General features: G+C 34.1%; 16 protein-coding genes. 8 read left to right on the top strand and 8 right to left on the bottom strand.

The window, feature by feature from the left end:
- Window positions 1-13: 13 nt before the first annotated feature.
- From WA327_RS14455 to WA327_RS14445, 3 genes are read left to right on the top strand one after another with little or no spacing between them, the layout of a single operon-like run.
- Complete coding sequence (locus WA327_RS14455) at window positions 14-499, top strand: acetyl-CoA carboxylase biotin carboxyl carrier protein subunit (protein ID WP_336070893.1); 486 nt, start codon at window positions 14-16, stop codon at window positions 497-499.
- A gap of 1 nt (window position 500) precedes the next feature.
- Window positions 501-1,943, top strand: coding sequence for an acetyl-CoA carboxylase biotin carboxylase subunit (gene accC, locus WA327_RS14450; protein WP_336070891.1), 1,443 nt, complete (start codon window positions 501-503; stop codon window positions 1,941-1,943).
- A gap of 18 nt (window positions 1,944-1,961) precedes the next feature.
- Window positions 1,962-3,494 carry an acyl-CoA carboxylase subunit beta gene (locus tag WA327_RS14445; protein ID WP_336070890.1) on the top strand — a complete coding sequence of 511 codons (1,533 nt, stop codon included), beginning with the start codon at window positions 1,962-1,964 and terminating at the stop codon, window positions 3,492-3,494.
- 65 nt (window positions 3,495-3,559) lie between these two features.
- On the opposite strand, the gene WA327_RS14440 is transcribed toward WA327_RS14445, so the two are convergent.
- Both WA327_RS14440 and WA327_RS14435 read right to left on the bottom strand, forming a co-directional pair.
- Window positions 3,560-5,356, bottom strand: coding sequence for a ribonucleoside-diphosphate reductase subunit alpha (locus tag WA327_RS14440; RefSeq protein WP_027879904.1), 1,797 nt, complete (start codon window positions 5,354-5,356; stop codon window positions 3,560-3,562).
- Window positions 5,357-6,631, bottom strand: a complete 1,275-nt coding sequence (locus tag WA327_RS14435; protein ID WP_336070888.1) for a ribonucleotide-diphosphate reductase subunit beta — start codon at window positions 6,629-6,631, stop codon at window positions 5,357-5,359.
- Between the two features lie 345 nt (window positions 6,632-6,976).
- Between WA327_RS14435 and WA327_RS14430 the strand changes: the two genes are divergently transcribed.
- Window positions 6,977-8,185 (top strand): multidrug effflux MFS transporter, encoded by a 1,209-nt coding sequence (locus WA327_RS14430; RefSeq protein WP_336070886.1) that lies wholly within the window; start codon window positions 6,977-6,979, stop codon window positions 8,183-8,185.
- Here the strand turns inward: WA327_RS14430 and WA327_RS14425 are convergent.
- On the bottom strand, window positions 8,177-8,809 hold the full coding sequence (locus WA327_RS14425; RefSeq protein WP_336070885.1) for a MarC family NAAT transporter: 633 nt from the start codon (window positions 8,807-8,809) through the stop codon (window positions 8,177-8,179). The two genes, WA327_RS14430 and WA327_RS14425, sit on opposite strands and share 9 nt — an antisense overlap.
- A 261-nt stretch (window positions 8,810-9,070) precedes the next feature.
- Between WA327_RS14425 and WA327_RS14420 the strand changes: the two genes are divergently transcribed.
- The 4 genes from WA327_RS14420 to WA327_RS14405 all read left to right on the top strand — a co-directional run bounded on the left by WA327_RS14420 (window position 9,071) and on the right by WA327_RS14405 (window position 15,283).
- Window positions 9,071-10,567 (top strand): hypothetical protein, encoded by a 1,497-nt coding sequence (locus WA327_RS14420; protein WP_336070883.1) that lies wholly within the window; start codon window positions 9,071-9,073, stop codon window positions 10,565-10,567.
- 77 nt (window positions 10,568-10,644) lie between these two features.
- On the top strand, window positions 10,645-12,471 hold the full coding sequence (locus WA327_RS14415) for a cytochrome c peroxidase (protein WP_336070881.1): 1,827 nt from the start codon (window positions 10,645-10,647) through the stop codon (window positions 12,469-12,471).
- Between the two features lie 251 nt (window positions 12,472-12,722).
- On the top strand, window positions 12,723-14,639 hold the full coding sequence (locus tag WA327_RS14410) for a DUF294 nucleotidyltransferase-like domain-containing protein (protein WP_336070880.1): 1,917 nt from the start codon (window positions 12,723-12,725) through the stop codon (window positions 14,637-14,639).
- A gap of 2 nt (window positions 14,640-14,641) precedes the next feature.
- Entirely contained in the window at window positions 14,642-15,283 is a 642-nt protein-coding gene (locus WA327_RS14405; RefSeq protein ID WP_336070878.1) for a 3'-5' exonuclease, read from the top strand.
- Between the two features lie 410 nt (window positions 15,284-15,693).
- On the opposite strand, the gene WA327_RS14400 is transcribed toward WA327_RS14405, so the two are convergent.
- The 5 genes from WA327_RS14400 to WA327_RS14380 all read right to left on the bottom strand — a co-directional run bounded on the left by WA327_RS14400 (window position 15,694) and on the right by WA327_RS14380 (window position 24,787).
- A complete protein-coding gene (locus WA327_RS14400) occupies window positions 15,694-17,004 on the bottom strand; it encodes a hypothetical protein (RefSeq protein WP_336070876.1) in 1,311 nt (436 codons plus the stop codon).
- A 191-nt stretch (window positions 17,005-17,195) separates the two neighbouring features.
- Window positions 17,196-20,372 carry a type I restriction endonuclease subunit R gene (locus tag WA327_RS14395; RefSeq protein ID WP_336070874.1) on the bottom strand — a complete coding sequence of 1,059 codons (3,177 nt, stop codon included), beginning with the start codon at window positions 20,370-20,372 and terminating at the stop codon, window positions 17,196-17,198.
- Window positions 20,372-21,826, bottom strand: coding sequence for an ATP-binding protein (locus WA327_RS14390; protein WP_336070872.1), 1,455 nt, complete (start codon window positions 21,824-21,826; stop codon window positions 20,372-20,374). The genes WA327_RS14395 and WA327_RS14390 overlap by 1 nt, the downstream gene beginning before the upstream one ends.
- A gap of 118 nt (window positions 21,827-21,944) precedes the next feature.
- Window positions 21,945-23,192, bottom strand: a complete 1,248-nt coding sequence (locus WA327_RS14385) for a restriction endonuclease subunit S (protein ID WP_336070870.1) — start codon at window positions 23,190-23,192, stop codon at window positions 21,945-21,947.
- Entirely contained in the window at window positions 23,189-24,787 is a 1,599-nt protein-coding gene (locus WA327_RS14380; RefSeq protein ID WP_336070868.1) for a class I SAM-dependent DNA methyltransferase, read from the bottom strand. The genes WA327_RS14385 and WA327_RS14380 overlap by 4 nt, the downstream gene beginning before the upstream one ends.
- Window positions 24,788-26,184 lie beyond the last annotated feature (1,397 nt).

Here is a 26,184-nt window from a genome sequence, read left to right as displayed (position 1 = left end):
TACAATTAAAACAATGAATATATCCTACAAAGTCAAAGTTAATGACAACTCAGAATTTGAGGTAACTTCCGAAGATATTTCAGCATTAGATAGCGTTAAGGTTAGCAATCAATCTTACCATATCCTTGACAACAACACATCTTATAAGGCTGAAATTTTAGCATCTAACTTCAATAAAAAAATCTATACCGTTAATATAAACAATAATAATTACACGGTAAATATCGAAAACGATTTAGATCAACTAATAAAATCTTTAGGTTTTGAAATTGGTGCTTCTAAAAAAGTAAACGAAATTAAAGCGCCAATGCCTGGTCTTATTTTAGACGTCTTGGTAAAACCTGGTGACGAAGTTTCAGTAGACACACCACTTTTAATCCTTGAAGCCATGAAAATGGAAAATAGTATCCTATCGCCTCGTGAAGGTATTATAAAATCTGTATCTGGCGGAAAAGGTACTACTGTAGATAAAGGCGAACTATTAATTGAATTTGAATAAAATGAAAAAAATATTAGTCGCCAACCGTGGCGAAATCGCAATAAGAGTCATGAAAACTGCCCAAAAAATGGGTATTAAAACCGTTGCAGTCTACTCTACTGCAGATCGTAATGCGCCTCATGTAAAATTTGCTGATGAAGCTGTTTTAATTGGTGAAGCTCCTTCTAACCAATCTTATTTATTAGGCGAAAAAATTATAGAAGTTGCAAAACAACTCAACGTAGACGGGATACATCCTGGTTATGGCTTTTTAAGTGAAAATGCAGACTTTGCAGAGCTTTGCGAAGCAAATAACGTAACATTTATCGGTCCAAAATCGTACGCCATTAAAGTAATGGGTAGCAAATTAGCAGCTAAAGACGCCGTTAAAGCCTACGATATACCAATGGTACCTGGTACAGATCAGGCTATTACAGATATCCCTGAAGCTAAAAAAATAGCGCAAGGCATTGGCTTTCCTATCCTAATCAAAGCATCTGCTGGTGGTGGCGGTAAAGGAATGCGTATTGTAGAAAAAGAAGCCGATTTTGAATCACAGATGAATCGTGCCATTAGTGAAGCGGTTAACGCGTTTGGTGATGGCTCTGTTTTTATTGAAAAATATGTAGCCTCTCCTAGACATATCGAAATTCAAGTAATGGCAGATACACACGGTAATGTCATTCACCTTTTTGAACGCGAATGTAGCATACAACGTCGTCATCAAAAAGTAGTAGAAGAAGCACCAAGTGCTGTATTAACTCCTGAGTTAAGAGAAAAAATGGGACAAGCTGCTATTAAAGTAGCCAAAGCTTGCGACTATGTTGGTGCTGGTACAGTCGAATTTTTATTAGATGATCAACATAACTTTTATTTCTTAGAGATGAATACCAGATTACAGGTAGAACATCCTGTAAGCGAAATTATTGCTGGTGTTGATTTAGTGGAACTTCAAATTCAAGTCGCTCGTGGCGAAGTGCTTCCTATAAAACAAGAAGATTTAAAAATAAATGGTCACGCTTTAGAGCTTCGTGTATATGCTGAAGATCCTTTAAACGACTTCTTACCTAGCGTTGGTCACTTAGAGCAATACCAAATTCCTATTGGTGATGGTATTCGTGTAGATAACGGTTTTGAAGAAGGTATGGACATTCCTATTTATTATGATCCAATGTTAGCCAAATTAATTACTTATGGTAAAACACGTGAAGAAGCTATACAAATTATGCTTAAAGCTATTTCAGAATATAAAGTAAAAGGGATAGAAACCACTTTACCTTTTGGTGCATTTGTTTGTCAACATGAAGCGTTTACCTCTGGAAACTTTGATACACACTTCGTAAAAAAATACTATTCGCCAGAAGCCTTACAGCAACAAACAGAAAAAGAAGCTAAAATAGCCGCTTTAATTGCTGTAAAACAGTATTTAGAAGATCAAAAACAATTAAGAGTACCAACTAATTAATATGAGTTTTATGTCATTTTGCACGCTTGTGCTAAGCGCAGTCTTGAACTTGCCAAATTAGGAGGTGGACAAGTAAGAATAGATAAACAACACGAAAAGAAAAAACTAACCGCTAGAGAACGTATCGAGTACTTAATGGACGAAGGTTCTTTTGAAGAAATCGGTGCTTTAGTCACACATCGTACGGTAGATTTTGGGATGCAAAACCAAAAGTTTTATGGTGATGGTGTCGTAACTGGTTACGGTACAATAGATGGACGTCTTGTCTATGTATTTGCACAAGACTTTACTGTTTTTGGTGGTGCGCTATCAGAAACACATGCCGAAAAGATTTGTAAAATCATGGATATGGCACTTAAGGTTGGTGCACCATTTATCGGTCTTAACGATTCTGGTGGTGCACGTATCCAAGAAGGTGTTAGATCGCTTGGTGGTTATGCAGATATTTTTCACCGTAATGTAAAAGCTTCTGGTGTTATTCCGCAAATTTCAGCAATTATGGGACCATGTGCTGGTGGTGCAGTATACTCTCCTGCAATGACCGACTTTACCATGATGGTAGAAGATACAAGTTACATGTTTGTAACAGGTCCAAACGTTGTAAAAACGGTTACTAACGAAACCGTTACTAGTGAAGAATTAGGTGGCGCAAGTACACACAGTACAAAATCTGGTGTAGCACATACAACTTCTGCAAATGATGTTGAATGTTTAGAAGATGTTAAACGTCTACTAAGTTATTTACCACAAAGCAACTTAGAAAAACCAAGAGATCTTCCTTATGTTTTAGGTGAAGAAACTCGCGAACAATTAATGAATATTATACCAGATCATGCTAGTAAACCTTACGACATGCATGAGGTAATTAACGGTATTATTGATGAAGATTCCTTTTTTGAAATTCATAAAGATTTTGCCGAAAATATCATTGTTGGTTTTGCTCGTATTGGTGGGAAAAGCGTTGGTATTGTAGCTAATCAACCTTTATTTTTAGCAGGAGTTTTAGATGTAGATAGTTCGCGTAAAGCAGCTCGTTTTACTCGTTTTTGTGACGCCTTTAATATTCCGTTATTAGTATTAGTAGATGTCCCTGGTTTCTTACCTGGTACCGATCAAGAATGGAATGCAATTATTGTACATGGTGCAAAATTACTGTATGCATTAAGTGAAGCAACTGTGCCAAAAGTAACTGTTATTACGCGTAAAGCTTATGGTGGCGCTTATGATGTAATGAATTCTAAGCATATTGGTGCCGATTTAAATTACGCTTGGCCAAGTGCCGAAATTGCTGTGATGGGTGCAAAAGGTGCTAGTGAAATTATCTTTAGAAAAGAAATTAAAGCAGCCGATAATCCTGAAGAAAAGCTGTTAGAAAAAGAAGCAGAATATGCAGATTTATTTGCTAATCCTTATAAAGCTGCAGAACGCGGATTTATAGACGAAGTGATTTTACCAAAAGATACCAGACGTAAATTAATTAAAGCGTTTACCATGTTGGAAGACAAAGAAGAAGTATTACCTAATAGAAAACATGGTAATATTCCTTTATAAAACTAAAAAATCCCGATGTAAAATATCGGGATTTTTTTTATAACACTTAATTGTAAATTTATTGACTAAGCTTCACAGCTAGCACAATCTTTCTTTTGTTTAAATTTTTGTGCAGCATTCATACTATGCTGGTAGTAAAGCGATTTTAATCCTAATTTCCATGCTGTAACATGTATTTTATTAATCTCTTTTACTGGCATATCTGGATGAATAATAATATTAACAGACTGTCCTTGATCAATATGATTTTGACGGTTTGCTGCTTGATAAATAATATCCATTTGGTCTATTTCAGAATAAGTTTTAAATACATCTTTTTCTAATTCTGATAAGAAATCTAAATGCTGTACAGATCCGTCGTTATCTCTAATACTTCTCCATACTTCGGTTGTATTTTTACCTTTAGATTCTAATAAATCTTCTAAATAAGAGTTTTTAATAGTGGTTTTAATCTTAGCGATATCTTTTACATAAATATTTGACCAAATTGGCTCAATACCTTGTGATACTTGCCCTAAGATAAATGCAGAAGATGTTGTTGGTGCTACCGCATTTAAGGTTGCATTACGTCTTCCGTAACCTTTTAATACTTTTGGTTCTCCAAATTTTTCTGCTAACTCTTCTGAAGCTTTGTAAGATTTTTCTTTAATCACTTTAAAGATCTCACTGTTTAAACTAAACGCTTCTTGACTGTTAAATGGTAACATTTTAGATTGTAATAACGAGTGCCATCCTAATACACCTAAACCTAAAGAACGGTTTTCTTTAGCAAAGTTGTAGGCGCGCTCCATAAACATAAAGGTTTGTCTGTCATCACGATTAGGAGAGTCTCTGTATACTTCTAATTTTTCAACAAATTCAGTAATAACCGCATCTAAGAAGTATACCATAGTTTCTACTGCATCTGTATCTTTCCATTTATCATAGTGTAATACATTTACAGAAGATAATACACATACAAAAGACCAGTCGTCATTAGATGGTAACATAATTTCTGTACATAAGTTACTTGCATAGATTGGTAACTTTTTGTCTTGGTAAACATCTGCTGCATTGTTATTAGCATTATCTGTAAAGAAAATGTAAGGATAACCCATTTCACCTCTACGCTGTAATACTTTTGCCCATGTGCTACGCTTGTCTACATCACCATCTATCATTTCTTGCATCCATTGGTTGGTAACAGTTACACCATGTGTTAACTCTTGTATTGGGTTACCTTCTGTACCAATTTCTAAAAATTCATTAATATCTGGATGCTCTATTGGTAAGTATGGCGAAAAACGTCCACGTCTTACTGACCCTTGACTAACAACATCTACCATAGATTCAAATAACTGCATGATATGTACTGCTCCAGAAGCATAACCATTGTTTTTTACTTCAGATCCACGATGTCTTATTTTTCCAAAGTAGCCAGAGGTACCACCTCCTAATTTTGACATCATTCCTACTTCTGATTGTGAGTAAAGTATGTTACCCATATCATCATCTACATGCGATCCAAAACAGCTAATTGGTAAACCTCTTTCTTTTCCAAAGTTTGACCATACTGGTGATGCTAAAGAAAAGTATCCTTCTGACATGTAGTTATAAAACTTATCAGAATAACCAGGTATTTGTAAAATTTGTTCTGCTCTATCTGCTATTTCTCTTATACGCTGTTCTGCGCTTACGCCTTCAGTTAAGTAGCCTGCTGCTAAAAACTGTCTACTATGATCTGTTAACCATTTAAATCCTCCTGTTCCAGAAGTTTTTATTTGGTTTAACGACTTTTTTCTTGCATCTATTAATGGATTAGCTTCCGTTTGTTTTTCTTGGTTTGGAGCTTCCTGGGTCTGGTTTTTATTTTGTTCTATCATTTAAAAAAGGTCATCACTGGTTATACTTTGGGTTCTTTTACTATAGTTTATAGAGCGCTTTACAAAAAAGTCGCCATGTTTGGTTCCGATAATTTCATCATCAAACCATTCTGTTTCTGCTAGTAGTTTTTCGTCTACTTCAAATATTTTATCAATACCTATGCTTTCTAAGGAGTTGTTAAATCTGTTTTTTATAAACTCATTAACCACTGCTTTTGGTAAAAACTCAATTTCTCCTTTTTCAAAAATCCAGTCTACTATTTTGCTTTCAGACTCAAAAGACTCAAGACACATATCTTTTATCATTTGCTCGTACGCTGCATCAAACCATTCTGGATTTTCGTCTTTTATAATTTTTATAATATCAATTCCAAAATCTCCGTGTATTTGCTCTTCTTTAGAAGTTGCTTCTACCACGTTAGATATTCCTTTTAATACGTTTTTATGCTTGTTAAACGCCATGATAATTAAGAACTGTGAGAATAAAGACACGTGTTCTATAAACAATGAAAATAACAAGATAGACTCTGCATACTCTTGGTTATCTTCACTTTTTGCGTTTTTTAGTGCAGTTTCAAGATACTGCACACGCTTCATAATCACAGGTTTTTTCTTTAAGGTTTTAAACTCGTTGTTTAATCCTAAAATTTCTAATAAATGTGAGTATGCATCATGATGTCTTACTTCACTTTCTGCAAATGTTGCGCCTACAGATCCAATTTCTGGTTTTGGCATACGGTGATAAATATCTCCCCAAAACGATTTTACTGCAACTTCTATTTGAGAAATAGCTAACATTGTATTTTTAATCGCACTACGCTCTACTTCATTCAATCCTGCCTTAAAATCTTGAATATCGCTTGTAAAGTTAAACTCTGTATGTATCCAATATGAGTGTCTTATTGCTGGAACATATTCATATAATTGTGGATACTCATATGGCTTAAGATTTATACGTTTTTCAAAGATATTTGTCTTACGCTTTCTGGCTTGTTCATCTCTATATAATATGTAGGCTTTTGCTACATCTAAAAAATGACTTTCCATTAAAGCATTTTCTACTGCATCTTGAACAGTTTCTACCGTAGGAATGTAATTTGGATCATTCTCTTTATGCTTTAAAAGGCTAGTTTCTACTAGTTGAGATACACGCTCTGCATCTTCTAAACTCCCGTGTTCTAAAGCGGTCATCGCTTTTAGAATCGCATTGGTAATCTTACTAAGCTGAAAAGGTACAGTCGTAAAATCCCTCTTGATAATGTGATTAATTTGCATGATGGTAATTGATTTTTTTGTGTCTTAAAAGGATTATAAAATTGCGATTTTATTTCGAGCGTATTCAAAAAATACCATTTAGTTTTTCCACATAATTATCAACAATTGGTTATCCCTTACTATTACTGAAATGATAAAAATTTACTGTTAATTTTTTGTAAAAAAAACTTAAAAACCGAAGTTTTTATCGGTGAATTTTAAGAGTAATAAAACGCTAAATAGATCATTTTTGACTTTTGAAGTTGAAATAATTTACGCTGTTTTGCTTAGCTTATTTTTTAAAAATTAACATTCTATTATCATTATAAAATATGACACCTTTTAAGCATTAGCTAATTTTGCAAGATGCAAAACTCTAACCCTGCTTTTAAGAATGAATTTGTAGCATTAATGGCATCTTTAATGTCTATTGTTGCATTAACCATAGATGCATTATTACCTGCTTTACCTAACATTGCCGAAGATTTAAATATTACTGATCCTAAAAGTACACAATGGTTAATTACCATGATATTTTTAGGGATTGGTTTTGGGCAGTTAATATTTGGACCGTTGTCTGATAGTTACGGTCGTAAGCCTATTGTTTACATAGGCTTTTTTATTTTTATCATTTCTAGTATTATTTGTGTTACTACAAAAAACTTCGAGATGATGTTGTTTGCTAGAGTATTACAAGGTGTTGGGTTGTCTGCGCCAAGGACAATATCTATTGCTATGGTTAGAGACTCTTTTAGTGGCGATTTTATGGCAAAACTACTATCTGTAATTGTTATGTTTTTTATTCTGGTACCTGTTATAGCTCCTACTTTTGGCCAAATACTATTAGAATGGTTTGATTGGCGTGCTATTTTTAATGCTAATCTTATATTTGGATCTGTTGTTATGTTATGGTTTTGGAAACGTCAACCAGAAACATTAGATAAAAGTAAACGTATTAAATTTTCTCCTAGCATTTTTATTACTGGCACAAAGGAGTTTTTTAAACACAAAGAAGCGGTAGCTTTTACACTAACTTCTGGTTTTATTACTGGATCTTTTATGGTGTATTTAAGCACTTCACAACAGATTTATCAAGATCAATATAATTTAGGCGAATTGTTTCCTTACTTTTTTGCTAGTACTGCGCTGTCTATTGGGTTATCTACCTTTACTAATAGTAGATTGGTTATGCGTTTTGGGTCGCGTAACATTGCATTTTATGCTACTGTTGCCTACTTTTTAATCTCAATTTTATATGTCATTTTATTTATATCTGGAAATAACCCAAGTATTGGAGTTTTAATTTCTTTTTTCTTAATTCAGTTTTTTGCTGTTGGGTTTATTTTTGGTAATTACCGTTCTTTAGCAATGGAGCCTTTAGGGCATATTGCCGGTATTGGTGCAGCAATTAACGGGTTTATATCTACAGTTATGGCGGTACCAATTGCTAACTACATTGGTAGCTTTGTACACACATCTGTACTACCTTTATTTATCGGGTTTTCTGTATTTGGTTTACTATCGTTAATAACCTTTTATGTACTAAAATATAGTACACAAAGAAAATTAGTTTAATAAATTTATTACAATATTTTCTACTGAAGAAATTATATACTGCACACCTATTGATATAACAATAAAACCAATAATTCTTGATAAAGCATTAATACCAGACGCGCCTAAAAACTTTACTATAAAATGTGCACTTTTAAGTATTAAATATATTGCAATGGTAACAAGTAGTACTGCAGATAGGATTATTAAAACGTTTTTAGTTAATGTATACTCTTGATTGTAGGTTATTAATAAAGATATTGTTCCTGGTCCTGCTAACATTGGTATTGCTAAAGGCGTTAAGCTAATAGCGTCTCTATTATGTATATCTTCTTGTACACGTTTGCGCTTCATACCTTTATGCTCTCTAAATTTACCTGTCAATAAAGCAAAACCCGAAGAGGTTATAATTAATCCACCTGCTATTTTTAGTGCATTTAATGTAATCCCAAAAAACGATAATATATATTGTCCTGCAAAAAAGGATAAAAACAGAATAATTAATACATCTAAAGCAGTCCAAAACGCAATTTTAGCTCGTTCTTTTTTAGAGTGTTCTTGCGTTAACCCCACAAAAACAGGTACAGTCCCTAAAGGATTAATAATAGAGAATAAAGCGCCAAAAGCAATTAAAAATAAGTCCATTGTTTTTTCTGCAAATTCACTCTATTTTTTAATGGATTAAGTTATCTTAAACTTAAATCATCTTTAAAAGTAGGTTAACTACAAAAAGCTATAATTCAACTCCAAAAACCTAAAAATAAACAAGTTAAACCCGTTTTTACAATTACTTAACTTAGTAACAGTAGCGTGAAATTTAATTAATCTAAGCATTAATTTAAGTTAACTTATAAAGAATAATGTCAGAGTAGTTTTGTTCAAAATCAAATTTTAAACAACCTTAAAATGAACACATTTAAACAACTATTTTTACAATTTAGCTTAGTAGCTGCTGTTGGAAGTTCTTTCTTGGCATGTGATGGCGAAGATGGATTAAACGGTCAAGACGGACAAGATGGTCAAGACTTTACGCCTACAGAAACCATTTTTTCTAACAAATCTTCTTTAAACCCGTTAGTAAATATTAACCCTAATTTTAGTAACGTAAATGCGTACTCTTTAATTAGCTCTACAGACGTATTATCTAACGGTTTCCGTTTAGTTGGCGCACAAGATGGTGCTGGATTTTTAAAAGATGGAGACGAATATATTTATGTTGTTAATGCAGAAGATGATTATAGTGTATCTAGAATTCGTTTTGATAAATACATGAATCCTATACAAGGTGAATGGTTACTTAACGCTGGTGTTGCAGATTATGCAAGACAATGTTCTGGTACTATGTGGGAAGCAGCTGTACATGGTGGATCTCAAGATTTATTCTTATCGGCATCAGAAAGTATTTCTTATGACGTGAAAGGTATTGACCCTTGGATTGAAACTCCTACGCCTACTGCAGATTTTGGATTAGATGCTTTAGGTGAATTTTCTTGGGAAAATGCTGTGCCATTACCTCAAAATGCTTACGCTGGTAAAACAGTAATTATTGGTGGTGATGATGACTCTAGCGGATCTGAAGGTCAGGTAACTATGTACTTATCAGAAAACGGTGATGCAGATTTAGATAATGGTAAAATTTACGTATTAAGATTTAAGCAAATTTCTAACGGATCTGGCGGCGTACAAGACGTAGCTGCTAACACTGTATATAACGAAGGTGACTTAGATTTTGGTATGACTTACGATGTAGAGTTTGTAGAAATTGTTAACGGTGCTAGCTTAACTAAAAACGAAATGGAAACGGCTTGCTCTAACGTATACGCCTCTCAATTTATGCGTGTAGAAGATGTAGACTACCAAAAAGGAAGTGATGATAACGGACGTAACGTATACTTTGCTGTTACAGGTCGTGGTCCAGGACAAGGAACTTACAACGATTGGGGAACCGTTTATAAATTACAATTAGATGCAGACAACCCTTTACAAGGTCAATTAACACAAATTGTTAGCGGTAATACAGATACTAACAATATGGATGGAAATTTATCTACCCTACAAAGTCCTGATAACATTTGTGTTACAGAAAACTATGTATATATTCAAGAAGATCCAAACTCTTTTAGCCGTAACCATGCTGCAAGAATCTACCAAACAGATTTAAATGGTAGCAACCCATTAGCTGTATTAGATTTAAAAATTGAAGCTAATTTAGAACCTAACGGAAGTGATGCATTTTCTGGTGAATTTGGTGCATTAATCGACATCTCTGATAAAATAGGAGAACCAGATACTTTTTTACTTAATCTACAACCACATTACTGGAAAAGCAGTGATTTTGTATCTAATAACTTACCACATAACCAAGGTGGACAAATTGTGTTGTTAAAAGGATTACCAAGATAAACTATCTCTTTATTTTAATCCTAAATGAATCTTCACGTCTTGTGAAGATTCATTTTTATTATTTATATCGTTTTTAGATGAAAACACTTATTCAACTTTCTATTCTTACCACTACTCTACTTTTTATTGCTTGTAAACAGAAAAGCAATAGCGCAACTACAGCAATGAAAACTGTAGATGTTATTACATGGCAAAAAGCACAAACGTATTACATCCAACATATGGATAAAGCCATAAACTATCTTGACAACTTAAAACAAGCTGGTGTTAATGGTACAAAATCTAAATACTATTTTGCTAAAGCAAGAGAAGCTTTTAAAATTGCCGAACCTTTTGCGTCTTACCTTAATCCAGAAGTTGGTCATCGTACCAACGGTCCTGCTTTACCGGTGTATAAAGAAGACACTGGTAAAATATTATATCCTATCGGTCTTCAAAAAATTGAAGAAAGTGTATACGAACAAGACATTACAGACAAAGACTTTAATCAAGAAATTAAAATCACACAAGGATTAATGCTAGTTTTAAAAGGCGATATGACCAAACGTCAACTTACACCTCAACGCTTTTTTAGAGCTACACATCAGCAGTTATTTAGACTAATTAGTTTAGATATTTCTGGTTTTGATACACCTGTTAGTCATCTAGGCATTAAAGAAACAGCAACGTCTTTAAATAGCTTATATAAGGTGTATGAGTTTACCCTTCAACCTAGTATTATAAAAAAAGATGCACTTTTAGATCAACAATTTAAAAACAGTATTGAAAACGCAGTAAAGTACGTTGAAAACAACACCAATTTTGATACATTTGATCGTTTTACCTTTACAAGAGATTACCTTAATCCTATTACTACGCAATGGGTAAATATTCGTAAAACTGCAGATATTTGGGAACCAACAACTACAGATCCTTTCAATTTTGATGCACCTACTTTTTTTGAAAATAACAGTTTTAATCTTAATCATTTTACTGCTGTTAATAATCGTAATCCTTCTAAAGCTCAAATTGACTTAGGTAAAAAGTTGTTTTTTGATCCTAACCTATCGGCTAATCACAATATGGCTTGCGTAACTTGTCATTCACCAAATAAAGGATATGCAGACGGATTGACAACTAGTCTTGATAACAATGGTAAACCTTTAGATCGTAATACACCAACCTTAATTAATAGTGCTTTTCAGCGTAGTTTTTTTTGGGATGGACGCTCAGAAACGATGATAGAACAAATAGCTTCTGTGTTTTTAAACGAAAAGGAATTTAATACCAATGTGCATCAGTTTTCAGAAGATATCCTTAAAGATTCTTCTTACATAAAAGCATTTAAAGCTGCATATGGAAAAATTCCGAAGAAAAATACTGAAGTTATAAAAGCACTTTCATCTTACATTTCAACTTTAAATAGTTTTAACTCTAGATTTGATCAAAATATTAGAGGAGAAATTAATGATTTTACAGACCAAGAACGCTTAGGTTATAATCTATTTATGGGAAAAGCATTATGTGCTACCTGCCATTTTATGCCTTTAACTAATGGTACTGTACCTCCATTTTTTTCAGAAACAGAAAAAGAAGTTATTGGTGTTCCTAAAACTGCTGCAAATAAAGAAAATGATGACGATTTAGGGTTTTATTTTAAGTATAAAGAAAACTTGTACAAAGGGATGTTTAAAACACCAACCGTGCGTAACGTATCACTAACAGCGCCATATATGCATAACGGCGTTTATGATAGTTTAGAGCAAGTTATGGATTTTTATAATCGTGGTGGTGGTGGCGGACTTGGTTTTGATTTACCTCATCAAACCTTACCTTTTGATGAGCTTAACCTAACCACAGAAGAGCAACAAGCTATTATTGCTTTTTTAAAGACTTTAACTAGCGTACCAGAAGAAGATTATTAAAATTAAGGGGTTAATTATTTAGAGATTGCTTCGTCCATTCGTCCTCGAAATGACAACTCATATGTCATTCCGATGTTTACTTAGTTCTTCACTGAATTGTCATACTGAGCCTGTCGAAGTATTATCGAAGTACTTAGTTAAATTTAGGAAGAACTGAACGAATCTCAATAGTCATTAGCAAGCTATATATAATTAGCACATTATAAACCCAATACAACATTCAGCATTTATTTTTTCTCTAAATTAGTAAGATGAATAAAAACACAATTGCTGAACGTATACTAGATTTCCTTAAAGGTTTTCCTCCTTTTGATGCGTTAACTTATGAGCAATTAATAACTATATCTTCTCAAGTTAAAGTATTATATGTAGAGCCTAACCATTTTGTTTTTAAACAAGGAACTAGTATTAAAGATGAATTTTACGTAGTAAAAAATGGTGCAATTGGTGTATATCATGAAAACAAATTAGTAGATCAATGTGATGAAGGCGATATTTTTGGCTTACGTGCCTTAATACGTAAAGATCAATATTTTTTAGATGCTAAAGCTATAGAAGAAAGTATCATTTACAGTATCTCTTCTACCCTATTGCAAGACATTATTATTAGTAATCCAAAAGCTAACCAATTTATCATGGCTAGCTTTGCAACTAATACGCGTAACCCATACGCAAAAGACGATAAAGGTACTTTATTAGGTCACCTTGAGTTTTTAAAACCTGATGCTTCAGGTTTTACAGAAGCACAATCTGCTATATATTCTAAAAACCCGATATGTTGTACTCCAGAAACTAGTATTAAGGCAGCATCTTTAATCATGAAAGAGCACAATGTAGGTTCTATTGTAATTACTAAAAATCAAAAACCTATAGGTATAATTACTGATAAAGACTTACGTAATCAAATTGCTACCGGTATTCATCATATAGACGAGCCTGTAACAACAATTATGTCTTCACCTGTATTATCATTTCCACCAACAATCACGGTTGCCGAAGCTCAAATAGCCACCTTAAAACATCAAATTTCACACTTATGCATTACCGAAGACGGTACTGATCAGTCTAAAATTATAGGCATGTTATCAGAGCATGATATAATTGTTGTTCATGGTAATAACCCAGCAGTATTAATTAAAGAAATTAAACGCGCAAAAACTGCAGAAAGTTTAAAGTATATTAGAGAAAAAGCACAAACGTTACTTAAAAATTATTTAGACCAAAGTTTACCTATGGTGTTTACCGCTAATATTATTTCTGCAATAAATGATGCGGTAACCAAACAGGTTATAGAGTTAGGTATTATTCAGCTTAACCAAAAACCACCAGCCAAATTTGCTTGGTTAGCCATAGGCAGTCAAGGTCGTAAAGAACAACTATTAATGACCGATCAAGACAACGCTTTAGTTTTTAGTGATAAAAATTTACATGAGTCTGATATTGAAACGGCTAGAGCCTACTTTTTAAAATTAGCTAATACTATAAATGACCAATTACATCATATTGGTTTTGACTATTGTCCTGCCAATATGATGGCACGTAACCCAGATTGGTGTTTGACGCTAACCGAATGGAAAGCGCAATTTAATAGCTGGATCACACATCCAACACAAGAAAAGATTTTACTATGTAACATCTTCTTTGATTATGACTTAGTCTATGGTAACCACAAGCTAGTACATAAAATGTCAAAAAGCATTTTTGAGTCTATAGAAAAGTATCAAATCTTTCTAAACTTCTTAGGATTAAATGCGCTTAAAAATCCGCCACCTTTAAGCTTTTTTAGAAACTTTTTGGTAGAAGATTCAGGAGAACATAAAGACCAATTCGATATAAAAAAGCGAGCTATTATGCCATTAGTAGATGCCGCTAGATTATTAATCCTATCGCATCATGTTAAAGAGTTTAATAGTACTATTGCACGTTACAAAAAGCTACAAGAATTAGAGCCTCAAAATGCCGATTTGTATGACTCTTGTATCAATGCCTTTAAAGTATTATTGCGCTATCGTGCCAACCAAGGATTAAAGCATAACGACTCTGGTCGATTTGTAGATGTAAAAACCTTAAGTAAGGCTGACAGACTAAAACTTAAAGGCTGCTTTAAACCTGTTAAAGACATCCAAACCTTAGTGCAAGTTCGTTTTCAACTGTCTCAAATTATGTAATCATGGGTTGGTTTAAAACAAAAATATATCCAGACTTTTGGGAAACCTATGCCAATAGCTTTAATAAAGGCTATAGCTTAGAGCATACACGTTTTGTGGTTTTTGATACCGAAACTACAGGTTTAAATCCTAAACAGGATCGATTATTATCAATAGGTACAGTAACCATCATAAACTTTCAAATTGATGTTGCAGACCAACTAGAGTGTTATATCAAACAAGAACATTTTAATACAAAAACTGTTGAAATACATGGTATTTTAAAAGAAGGATCTCTTCATAAAATAGAAGAAAAGGAAGCTATCAAACAGTTTTTAAAACATATTGAAGGTGCTATTTTAGTAGCGCATCACGTACACTTTGATGTTGCAATGATTAATGAAGCTTTAAAACGTTTAGGCTTACCCAAACTAAAAAATAAAACGGTAGATACCGGCACTTTATACCGCAAAACCAAATACATAAAAACTGATAAACATTACAGTTTAGACGATTTGTGTAACAAATTTAATATTACCATGCATGACCGGCATACTGCATCTGGTGATGCCTATTTAACCGCCATTCTGTTTTTAAAACTTTGCGCCTTACTTAAAGAAAAGAATAATGGATTAACACTTAAGGATGTGTTGAGGAGGTATTAGAGTTTACCTTTGTTTTTGCAAGCGTCCTGATGTCATTGCGAGCTTAGCAAAGCAATCTCATTATTCTTTGCCAATTGATTATTGTTAATTGCTTATTGTTAATTGTTAATTGTTTATTGTTAATTGTTTATTGTTAATTGTTTATTGTCAATTGCTTATTGTTTATTGTCTAATTAGATTCCTTCAGTCGTACCTCACTTCGACAACGCTCAGTACATAGCCTTCGGAATGACACTAGGATTGTCTTTGTTAGCTTATCCTTGTCATTTCGACGGTAGGAGAAATCGCATCTTGTTTGTAGTACTAGATTTGCTTACTCTATACTGAGCTACTTGTGCGATGTCTCACTCTGTTCGACATGACTTTAGTAGTTGATTGCGAGCACAGCGAAGCAATCTCTAATCCCATACTTAATTAATCATATCTCCAAACAAAAAGCTAGCACTTAAACCAACAAGGTGTGTAGACGATGTAAACGTATTAACTTCCTTCCATTGTATCTCAAAATTCACTTTTGGTTTACCATCACTATCCTTTAAGCTTATTGGGATACCTAACTTCCAATTGGTTTTATCATAAGTCCCTAAATTAAACTCGATAGCAGGACTAAATCCAATGGTATTATTAATAAAGAAAAAAGCAGGTTCAAAGGTAAATGCAGTCGTTACAAACTGATCGTAATTAGTAACATAACCATCAGTGCTATTAGTAATTACTGTAGTATTATTAGCACCTAAAGCAGTGCTTTGAAAGGCTTGACTTTCTAAATTATCAACCATAATATTATTATTATGTTTAACATCAAGATTCCCTTTAAAAAATATAGATATCCCGTTAGAGTATTGACGCATATAATTAGCACTAAGCGTAGAGGTAAACGCATAAAAATACTTTTTGCTTAAAGTGGTACTTAGATCTGGAGTTACCCTATAGGTATTTTCTCCAAAAGGCGCATATACCTCAACCGAGATCCATTTATTGGTAATGTACTTATACATTTTGTGTGTTTCTATATAGGCTACCTCTTCTTTAGCCATTTCTATATAAGCTGCTTCCTTTTTCTTTTTTAATTCTTCTTTTAAACTATCTACATCACTATCATAATTATCTGCATTATTAATTTTGGTAGTAAAACCAGATAAACTTTCTGTATTAAACTTATCTGCTTCTGCATTATACTTTGCTTCTAAAGTTTTATGATGGTTTTGTATGGCTTGCGTACGTAGTTTTTTAAAATCCTTTTTATTAAAAGAAGTAAAGTTTACATTACCATCAAAAACAAACGTAGCTTTTAAAGTAGCTCCAATATTATCTTCTTGAAAATCGCCATTTTTATACACTGTAGCAAAGTCGTTAGCAGATTTTATCTTTACACCAGTACTTAATACCCATTGTAGTGGTGCTAAAGGTTTACCTCTTCTAGAGTCAAAATTAGCACCTAAAGTAAAGCTTTTATCATTTGCATCTAAACTGGCATAAAACTTTTGTAAAGACAAATCGTTACTGCCTGCAAATCCTGTACCTACTTTATTAGCAAACATTAGGTTAAGCATTTTGTAATTAAGTAGTTGTACAGAATCTTTTTCTTGAGTGTTAATATCTGTATACGTTGTCCATAAACGGTCTGCATTATAATCTGCAACAGGACTTTCTAATTTGGTTTGTGCTAACATGTAATTGACACCTACAGCAAAAAACATTAAAGTTAATTTAGTTTTCATAAGGGTTGGTTTTGGTAGGTATTGATTATATAATGATTTTATTTTTTTAATTACTGTTTTTAAAAGTATGCTGTTGTCATTACGAGCCTCACTTGTCATTGCGAGTAAAGCGAAGCAATCTTGTTGTTTATTGATCTAAAAGTTTTTAATTTAAATACGTTTATAATAACCTTCTATACTATAACCAAACATTATTTGCCATTTGAAAACATTTCAGCTAAAGATTCCCCTTGGGCTAATACTTTGTCTGCTTCCATTTTTGCTATATCTGGTGGGTAACCGTAACGCATTAGTATTTTCTTTACGGTTAATCGTAATTTTGCTCTTACATCGTCTCGTTTACTCCAATCGACTGTGGCGTTTTTTCTAATAACATCAACAATGGTGTGAATCAACTCTTTCATTTTGTCATCTTCTAAAAAGTTGGTTGATTCGTTTTGTTTTAGGACGCTATAAAAGGCATATTCCTCTGGTGTTAAGCCTAAATCTTCTGATTTAGCATCTTCTAATCGCATTTCTTTTGCGATATCGGATAATTCTGCTAATACTTGCGCTGAATCTATTTGGTTGTTATGATAGCGTTTTACAACGGATTCTAACATTTCTGAAAACTTCTTCCCTTGTGCTAGGTTTTTTGTTTTACGGATTCTTACCTCATCACTCAATAGTTTTTTCAAAAGTTCAAAAGCAACATTCTTTTGTTGCATATTTTTTACTTCCAACAAAAACTCATCGGATAAGATACCGACTGATGGTGCTTTTACACCTGCTGCTTCAAACACATCTATGACGCCATCGCTAGACAGTGCATCATCCACAATTTGTTTGATAGCGGTTTCTACTTCGTAATCTGATTTTACACCATTACTGGAAAACTTATTTAATCTAGCTTTTACTGCTTGAAAAAAAGCCACACCATCTTTTAGTTTTTCTGCATCTGGACTTGGTATTGACATTGCAAACAACTTAGACAATAGAGTCACTTCTTTTAGAAATCGGTCTTTCAATTTTTGGTCTGCTAAAATGAAGTTTTGAGCACCCAATAATACTTGTAATTTTTGTGCGGTATCAACTTTGAAATATTGTTTAAAAGCAAAACCGTTAAACATCTGCTCTACGATTTCAAATTTCTCTTTCATTCCTGCAATAGCCTCTTTTATATCTACCACTGGTGAACCTTCACCTCCACTTTGTAAATAGGTTGCCATTGCTTTCCGTAAATCTTGACCTATACCAATATAATCGACCACCAAACCACCTGGTTTGTCTTTGTACACGCGATTGACTCTTGCAATAGCTTGCATTAAATTCGCCCCTTGCATTTTCTTGTCAACATACAAAGTATGCATACTTGGTGCATCAAAACCAGTTAACCACATATCGCGAACAATAACCAATTTAAGTTCATCATTGGTGTCTTTCATTCTTGTTGCTAAATCTTTTCTTTGATTTTTGGTGGTATGGTGTGGTTGAAATATTTCTGGGTCGTCTGTAGAACTTGTCATTATGACTTTGATTGCACCCTTATCTAAATCGGTATTATGCCATTCTGGTTTTAAGGCTACAATTTCATTGTAAAGACGTACACAAATATTGCGGGTCATCCCCACAATCATTGCTTTACCTTCAAATACCTTTTGTCGTGCTTCAAAATGTGTGACTATATCTTTAGCTACATCTTTTAAACGGTCTGGATGCCCCACTACCGCATCAATAGTAGCTGTTTTCTTTTTGGCTTTTTCTATTTGCTCTTCGGTTGCACCCTCAATATCGTTTATTTCATCATCTAACTGTTTAGATGTTTCCTCATCAAGTTTAATTTTAATTAAACGGGATTCATAGCTAATAGGTACCGTTGCACCATCATCTACCGCTTGTTTTATGTCATACACGTCTATATAATCTCCAAAAACTTGTGGTGTTGATTTGTCTTCTTTCTCAATAGGTGTTCCTGTAAAACCAATATAAGATGCATTTGGTAAGGCATCACGCAAATACTTGGCATTTCCGTATCTTATTTCTGAACCATCATCAGTTTCTACAACACGACCAGAAAATCCATATTGACTACGGTGTGCTTCGTCTGCCACTACCACGATATTCGTTCTATCTGATAAGGTTTCGTAAACATTGCCTTCTGCTGGTGCAAATTTTTGAATGGTTGTGAATATTACACCACCACCAGAAACTTTTAATAGTTCTTTTATGTGTTCTCTACTATCGGCTTGTACTGGTGTTTGTCGTAATAAACCAACACAATTTCCAAACGTACCAAATAGTTGGTCGTCTAAATCATTACGGTCTGTTAGTATCACAATAGTTGGGTTTTCCATTTGCGGATGCGTAATAATTTGTCCGCTATAAAATACCATAGACAAGGATTTACCAGAACCTTGTGTGTGCCAAACGACACCTACTTTGCGGTCTCCTTCTTCACTATGAGTTGCTCGTAAGGTTTGGGCAACAGCTTTTTGAACGGCGTAATATTGATGATAAGCTGCTACTTTCTTAATCTTTATTTGCGATACAATTCCTGTGTCTTCGTCTTTCTTTTCTTCTTTTTCAAACACTGTACAGTAGCGTATTAACTCTACTAGCGTTTTTTTGTTGAGCATATAGCTTAGCATATTTTGCAAAGGTGTAGCATTATAGGCTGATGTTGGCTCAGCAGCTAAACTAACCGAATTGTCTTGTAGCAAGCTTTTTATTTCTTTACTTTTTGGTGCTTTCCAAGCAAGAAAACGTGAAAATGGTGCAGATACACTAGAGGTTGCCGCATCTATACCATCGCTAATCACACAAATTGCATTGTAATAAAATATGCTTGGTACCGCTTTTTTGTAGTTTTGTATTTGGTCGTAGGCTCTACGTAGGGTTGCTTTTTCGCTTGTGGCACTTTTGAGTTCTATAAATACTAATGGTAGCCCGTTAATATAAATGACCACATCAAAGCGTTTCTCGTTGTTGTTTTCTTTAACCACTAATTGATTGACTACCCAAAAGTTATTGTTCTCTGGCTTTTCTACGTCTAACAACGTTACGTTAATCCCTTTGGTTCTGCCTTCTTGGGTGTATTCTACGGTTACGCCATTTGTTAGAAGTGCATGGAAACGTTCGTTGTTTTCCATAATGTCTTCTGTACCTAGATTGATTACTTTTTGATAGGCTTCAACACGTGCAGATTCTGGTAAAGTAGGATTTAGTTTTTTGAGTGACTCTTTAAACTGGTTTTCTAATACTACTGAACTGAAATTTTCACGCTGTGGATTCTCATCAATAGGTGAAATGGTTGTACCATTATGATACGTGTAGCCTTGATTGACTAATTGGTCTATTAAAGCAAGTTCTATGGTGTTTTCGTTAAGCATTAGTTCCAGTTATTAGATTTTAGTTCTATGGTATTTACACCTATATTATAGGCATAGACTGCTGCAGGGACAAAAGTGATGTGTACATCGTCTACCGTTTTATTTGCCATCATATCTATGGTGGTTACAAGGGTTGCTGTAAAATTATTTTCTTTACAGAAATGACGTAAGCTCTTTAATTCTTGCGGTTTATCTACAAAGCGGTTACTCCATTTTATTTCTACACACCATTGTGGTTTAAACAGTTTATTGTCTAGTAAAACGATATCAACCTCGCCCTCTTTACGTCCCATTTTCCAGCGTGCATATTTTAAATCGAGATGCTCTCTGTGCATCCACTGCGAGAAGATAGCCGTTTCTATTAGATTACCTGTTTCATTATCTGTTTCTATAATGGGTGAAAACAAGGCGGTACGTAAAGATGAATTGGTTAAATAGACTTTAAAACTGGTGATACGTTTTAGTTTTTTTGCAGTTTCGTTTACTTTATGAATGACTTTTATAAGAAAAGCCGCTTCCAGATATTCTAAATACTTTTTTAAAAGCTCTTTGGTAATACCGCTATCTTTTGCAAGACGCTCGTACGAAAACTCGTTGCCCGAATTATAAGCAATGTAGGTAAAAAAGCTGTTGAGTTCTTGCACTTCTTTAATACCATATAAACTCGGTAAATCTCGCAGTAAGACTTTGTCTACAATATCACTTTTTACATAGCGTCCCATATCACTTTGTATATGTTCTGACAGTACAACCTCTGGATAACCCCCATAATTTAAATAATGAAAAAACGCCTTGTTAAGCTCTTTTATATTATGTGTGGTGTAAAACGGAATGTCTTTTTGGTTATATAAAATGGTTTTTTGCTGTACCAGGTCTTGTAAACCTTTAAGATGTATATACTCGTGAAAGGTAAGCGGTGGTAACATAAAATCTGTAAACCTACCTGCGCCACTTTCTGTGCTTTGTAAACGCAGTGCAGCAGCAGCAGAACCCGAAACTACAAACTTGGTTTTTGGGTAGCTATCTACCAGTACTTTAAGGTGACGCTCCCAATCTTTTAAATATTGTATTTCATCAAAAAACACAAAACAACCCTCTAGATGGTCTAGCTGTACGGCTTCTTGTGCTAGTAATAATACGTCTTCTAACCCAAGGTGCATATAAATAGGATTATCTATACCTATAAAAAATACATTTTTACGAGGTACACCTTCTTCTAGTAAGGCGTGTATGCTATGATACATCATTACAGTTTTACCCACACGACGCGGACCCATAAGTACTACCGCCCGTTTTATGTTAGTTTCTTTTACAAAGGGGTAAAACAAATCAAAATACAAGCGGCGCGACATATTTTGATATGCCTCTTGCACAGCACCCGTAACCCACCAAGGGTTTTCGTAACGTAAACGCTCTATACGTTTTGATGTAGGAATAACAGTATCAAAAGCCATAATATTTCTTATTTATTACACAAATGTAATAATAAGCATTTTAAAAATAGTTTATTTTTACATTTTTATCTATTTAAGTGTTTTTCTGTATTTCAAAACACTTATACATACTAGCCAATTACGCTTTAAACGCATTTACACGTATTTGCCCACTCATTAATTTTGGTAATAAAGTATCTCTGGTTTGTTTGAGGGTTTGAGTTTGTGCTGTGTTGTTTTTTATTTTTCCAAATAAATCAAAGACGATATTGTTGAATCTATTTATCATTTTGTCATCAGGAATAACCAATTCTATAGCTCTAAAACTTTTTAATGAAATATATTCCTGTGTAGTTCCACTTTTACTTGTTTCAAAGAAATATTTACCAAACGAGCTCTTTAACCATAAATATGTATAAATTGAAAAAGACTTGTTTTGTGATGTTTTAAATAAAGCAACATTTTTGATGGCATAATTAATTAGTTCGTTTTGCTCGAGATAGATTAATCCAATAGTTCCTATCATTGAAACTAATATGTCGAATTGTTCAACTCTACTTCGTTTATTTACATTTATGTAGTCTTCTTCCGAAATTAAATAAGCATCTTCAAGTTTAATTCGATTATTCCCAAGATGTTTAGAAGTGATTAGTTTGTAACCTATTTCTTTTTGTTTTGGCGAATCGTGAGTACCATCTCTTATTTCAAATAACTCTGTAATCTTCCCAACACGCCATCCATCAGGCAATTCATCACCTACTTGGTATTTACCAAACCATTCTTTGAAAATAGTTTGTGCGGTTTGCTCTAGGGTTTTGTTTTGGGCTTGTAGGTTTTCTATTTTATCATCAAAAGCGGTTAGGATGTTGGCTATGGCTTTTTGTTCTGGTAGTGACGGAAGGTTTACGTTTATTACATCAAAAGTTTTCGTTGTAATTGTATCAAAAACTGCTCCATATGTATTTCTATTAATTTGTTTTAAACTATGTTTGGTTAGATAGAATAAAAAATCTTTATCAGAAACATCTTCAACTTCTTTTATGCCATAACAAGATTGATTGAACGCCATTTCCCTTTTCAGTTGAGCCATTGCTCCAACTGTACCTCTTGCAGAAATAATAATATCACCAACGTTTAAAAGTTTTGTAGAACTTTTTTTCAGTCCCAATTCCGTAATTGATTTTTCAGTAGTTGAAACCCAACGATTATCGTTATTAAAATCAACCACTGAAAGCCAAGGTATTTCACCATCCCAGTATTCAGGAATTTTTGTTTTTGGTGTTCCTCCACCAATTATATTTATTACCTCACCCAAAGTAGTTTCCAACCAACCATCTGGTATACTTCGACCTTGTTCAGCACAAGTATTTTCATTTACACTACTCATAAACGCATTCCAATTTTAGCCAGTTGCGTAGCAATTTCTTTGTTCAACTCCTGCTCTTTGTCCATTTGTTCTTTTAGTGTAGCCGTCAATGTCTGCATTTTTTCTTCAAATGGAATACCGTCATCTTCTTCATCGGGTATGCCTACATAACGTCCTGGTGTGAGCACGTAACTGTGTTTTTGTATGGCTTCTAGGGTTGCAGATTTGCAGAAGCCTTTTATGTCTCGATACAATTCCTCACTTTGTTTATCACTCGCTTCTCGATACAATTCGCTCGTACCTCGCGAATCACTCGAAGTGACGGTTTGCTTTTGCTTACGCCAGTTGAGGTAGGTGTCTCGTATTTTGGCGATGTCTTCTTCGGTAAAATCACGGTGTACACGAGATTTCATATAGCCTAACTCTGAGGCATCTATAAATAATACTTCTTTTGCCCCTGTATCCCCTAAAGGGGAAGAAGTGCGGTTTCTGCGTAAAAACCAAATACAAGCAGGAATACCCGTGTTATAAAATAGTTGTTTTGGTAAAGCCACAATGCATTCTACCAAATCGTTATCGACTAAATTTTTACGGATATCGCCTTCGCCAGACGTATTAGAACTTAAAGACCCATTAGACAATACGGTTGCCATTACGCCACGTGGTGATAGATGGTACAGCATATGTTGCATCCACCCGTAATTGGCGTTTCCGTTTGGTGGTGTGCCGTATTTCCATCGTGCATCGTCTGCCAGAATATCTACGCCCCAATCTTTTTGGTTAAATGGTGGATTGGCAAGGATAAAATCGGCTTTTAAATCTGGGTGCGCATCTTTTAAAAAGGTGCCTTCGTTGTTCCAAACCACAAACTTGCTATTGATGTTACGTATGGCAAGGTTCATTTTAGAAAGTTTCCACGTGGTGTGGTTGCTTTCTTGTCCGTACACGGTTATGTCTTTTATGTTTCCTTGGTGTTCGGTAACGAATTTTTCACTCATGACGAACATACCACCAGAACCACTTGCTGGGTCGTACACACGTCCTTTGTAAGGTTCTATCATTTCTACCATTAGTTTTACTATAGCTTTTGGTGTGTAGAATTGTCCGCCTTTTTTTCCTTCGGCATTGGCAAATTCTCCCAAGAAATATTCATACACACGACCAAAAAGGTCTTTTGAGTTTTCGTTTTCGGCTTGTAGTTGGGTGTTAGAGATTAAATCTATAAGTTCTCCTAAAGACGTTTTATCTAAATTGGCTTTACCGTAAACCTGAGGTAATACGTTTTTAAGCTCTTTGTTTTCTTTCTCAATAGCTTCCATTGCTTCATCTATGGTTTGTCCGATAGAAGGCAATTTGGCTTGCGCGTGTATGTGAGACCAACGTGCTAGTTTAGGAACAAAGAAGGTGTTTTCGGCAATGTACTCGTCTCTATCTTCTGGGTCGCTCCATTCGTCTTCCTCTAGTTTGTGGTACAATTCTGTAAAAGATTCTGAAATGTATTTTAAGAAAATTAAACCGAGTACGACGTGCTTGTATTCGGCAGCATCAATGTTTTTACGCAGTTTATCGGCAGCTTTAAATAGTTTCTTCTCGAAACTGGTGTCTGTTTTTGGCATTTATGATGGTATAATTAATTATTAAGTAGACTTTGATATACTACTATTATCAATTTTATTGGGAGAGTTTAAATATACCAACTTTTTAATAATTTGAAACCCTGTTCAATAAAAAATAAAGATAAATTTAAGCTGGGTTAAATAACAGCTAGCTAAAGTATTGACTCCTAAAAATTTAATGATTTTTTACAAAAATCTACATTTATTTTACATACATTTGTTAAGTATTTACTTTGTATATACAATGACGAGTGAGTAAGAAACACTCAAGACCTTATAAAATTTAGCCTAAAAACGGAGTTCTAGCGGTGTTTTAGGCTTTTTTTGTGCGCTATTTTAACAATAAACAGTTAACAATTAGCAATAAGCAATGAGATTGCTTCGCTGCGCTCGCAATGACAATAGGATGTTTGCAATGATAATTCCTATGTCATTCCGAAGGCTATGTACTGAGCGTTGTCGAAGTGAGGTACGACTGAAGGAATCTCACTAACAATTTATTATTAATTATGTGACTTCTCTCTTTGTTCGAAGTGACTAACGATATGTTTTTTTTAAGGTTTGGTGATGATTTGTGTCTTAATTTGTCATTAAATAATAGTCATTAATCGTTAAAACAGATTGCTTCGTCCTACGTTCTCGTAGTGACAATTCTAATGTCATTCCGAACGAGGTACGAGGAGGAATCTCACTAGTTGTTTATGATTAATTATGCGACTTCTCTCTGCGATCGAAGTGACTAAAAAACATGTGTTTTTAAGGTTTGATGATGATTTGTGTCTTAATTAGTCATTAGATAAAAGTCATTAATCGTTAAAACAGATTGCTTCGTCCTACGTTCTCGTAGTGACAATTCTAATGTCATTCCGAAGGAGGTACGACTGAAGGAATCGCACTAGTTGTTTATGATTATTTATGCGACTTCTCTCTACGATCGAAGTGACTAAAAAACATGTGTTTTTAAGGTTTGATGATGATTTGTGTCTTAATTAGTCATTAGATAAAAGTCATTAATCGTTAAAACAGATTGCTTCGTCCTACGTCCTCGCAATGACAATGGGATGCTTGTAATGTCAATCTTACTGTCATTACGAACGAGGTACGAGGAGGAATCTCACTAGTTATTTATGATTATTTATGCGACTTCTCTCTGCGATCGAAGTGACTAAAAACATGTGTTTTTAAGGTTTGATGATGATTTGTGTCTTAATTAGTCATTAGATAAAAGTCATTAATCGTTAAAACAGATTGCTTCGTCCTGCGTCCTCGCAATGACAATTCTAATGTCATTCCGAACGAGATACGAGGAGGAATCGCTCTAGTTGTTTATGATTAATTATGCGACTTCTCTCTGCGATCGAAGTGACTAAAAAACATGTGTTTTTAAGGTTTGATGA

It is taken from the genome of Mesoflavibacter sp. CH_XMU1404-2, assembly GCF_037029465.1.
GTDB lineage: Bacteria > Bacteroidota > Bacteroidia > Flavobacteriales > Flavobacteriaceae > Mesoflavibacter.
Note: the sequence above shows the minus strand (reverse complement) of the source record. Positions and strands in the feature narration are given on the sequence as shown.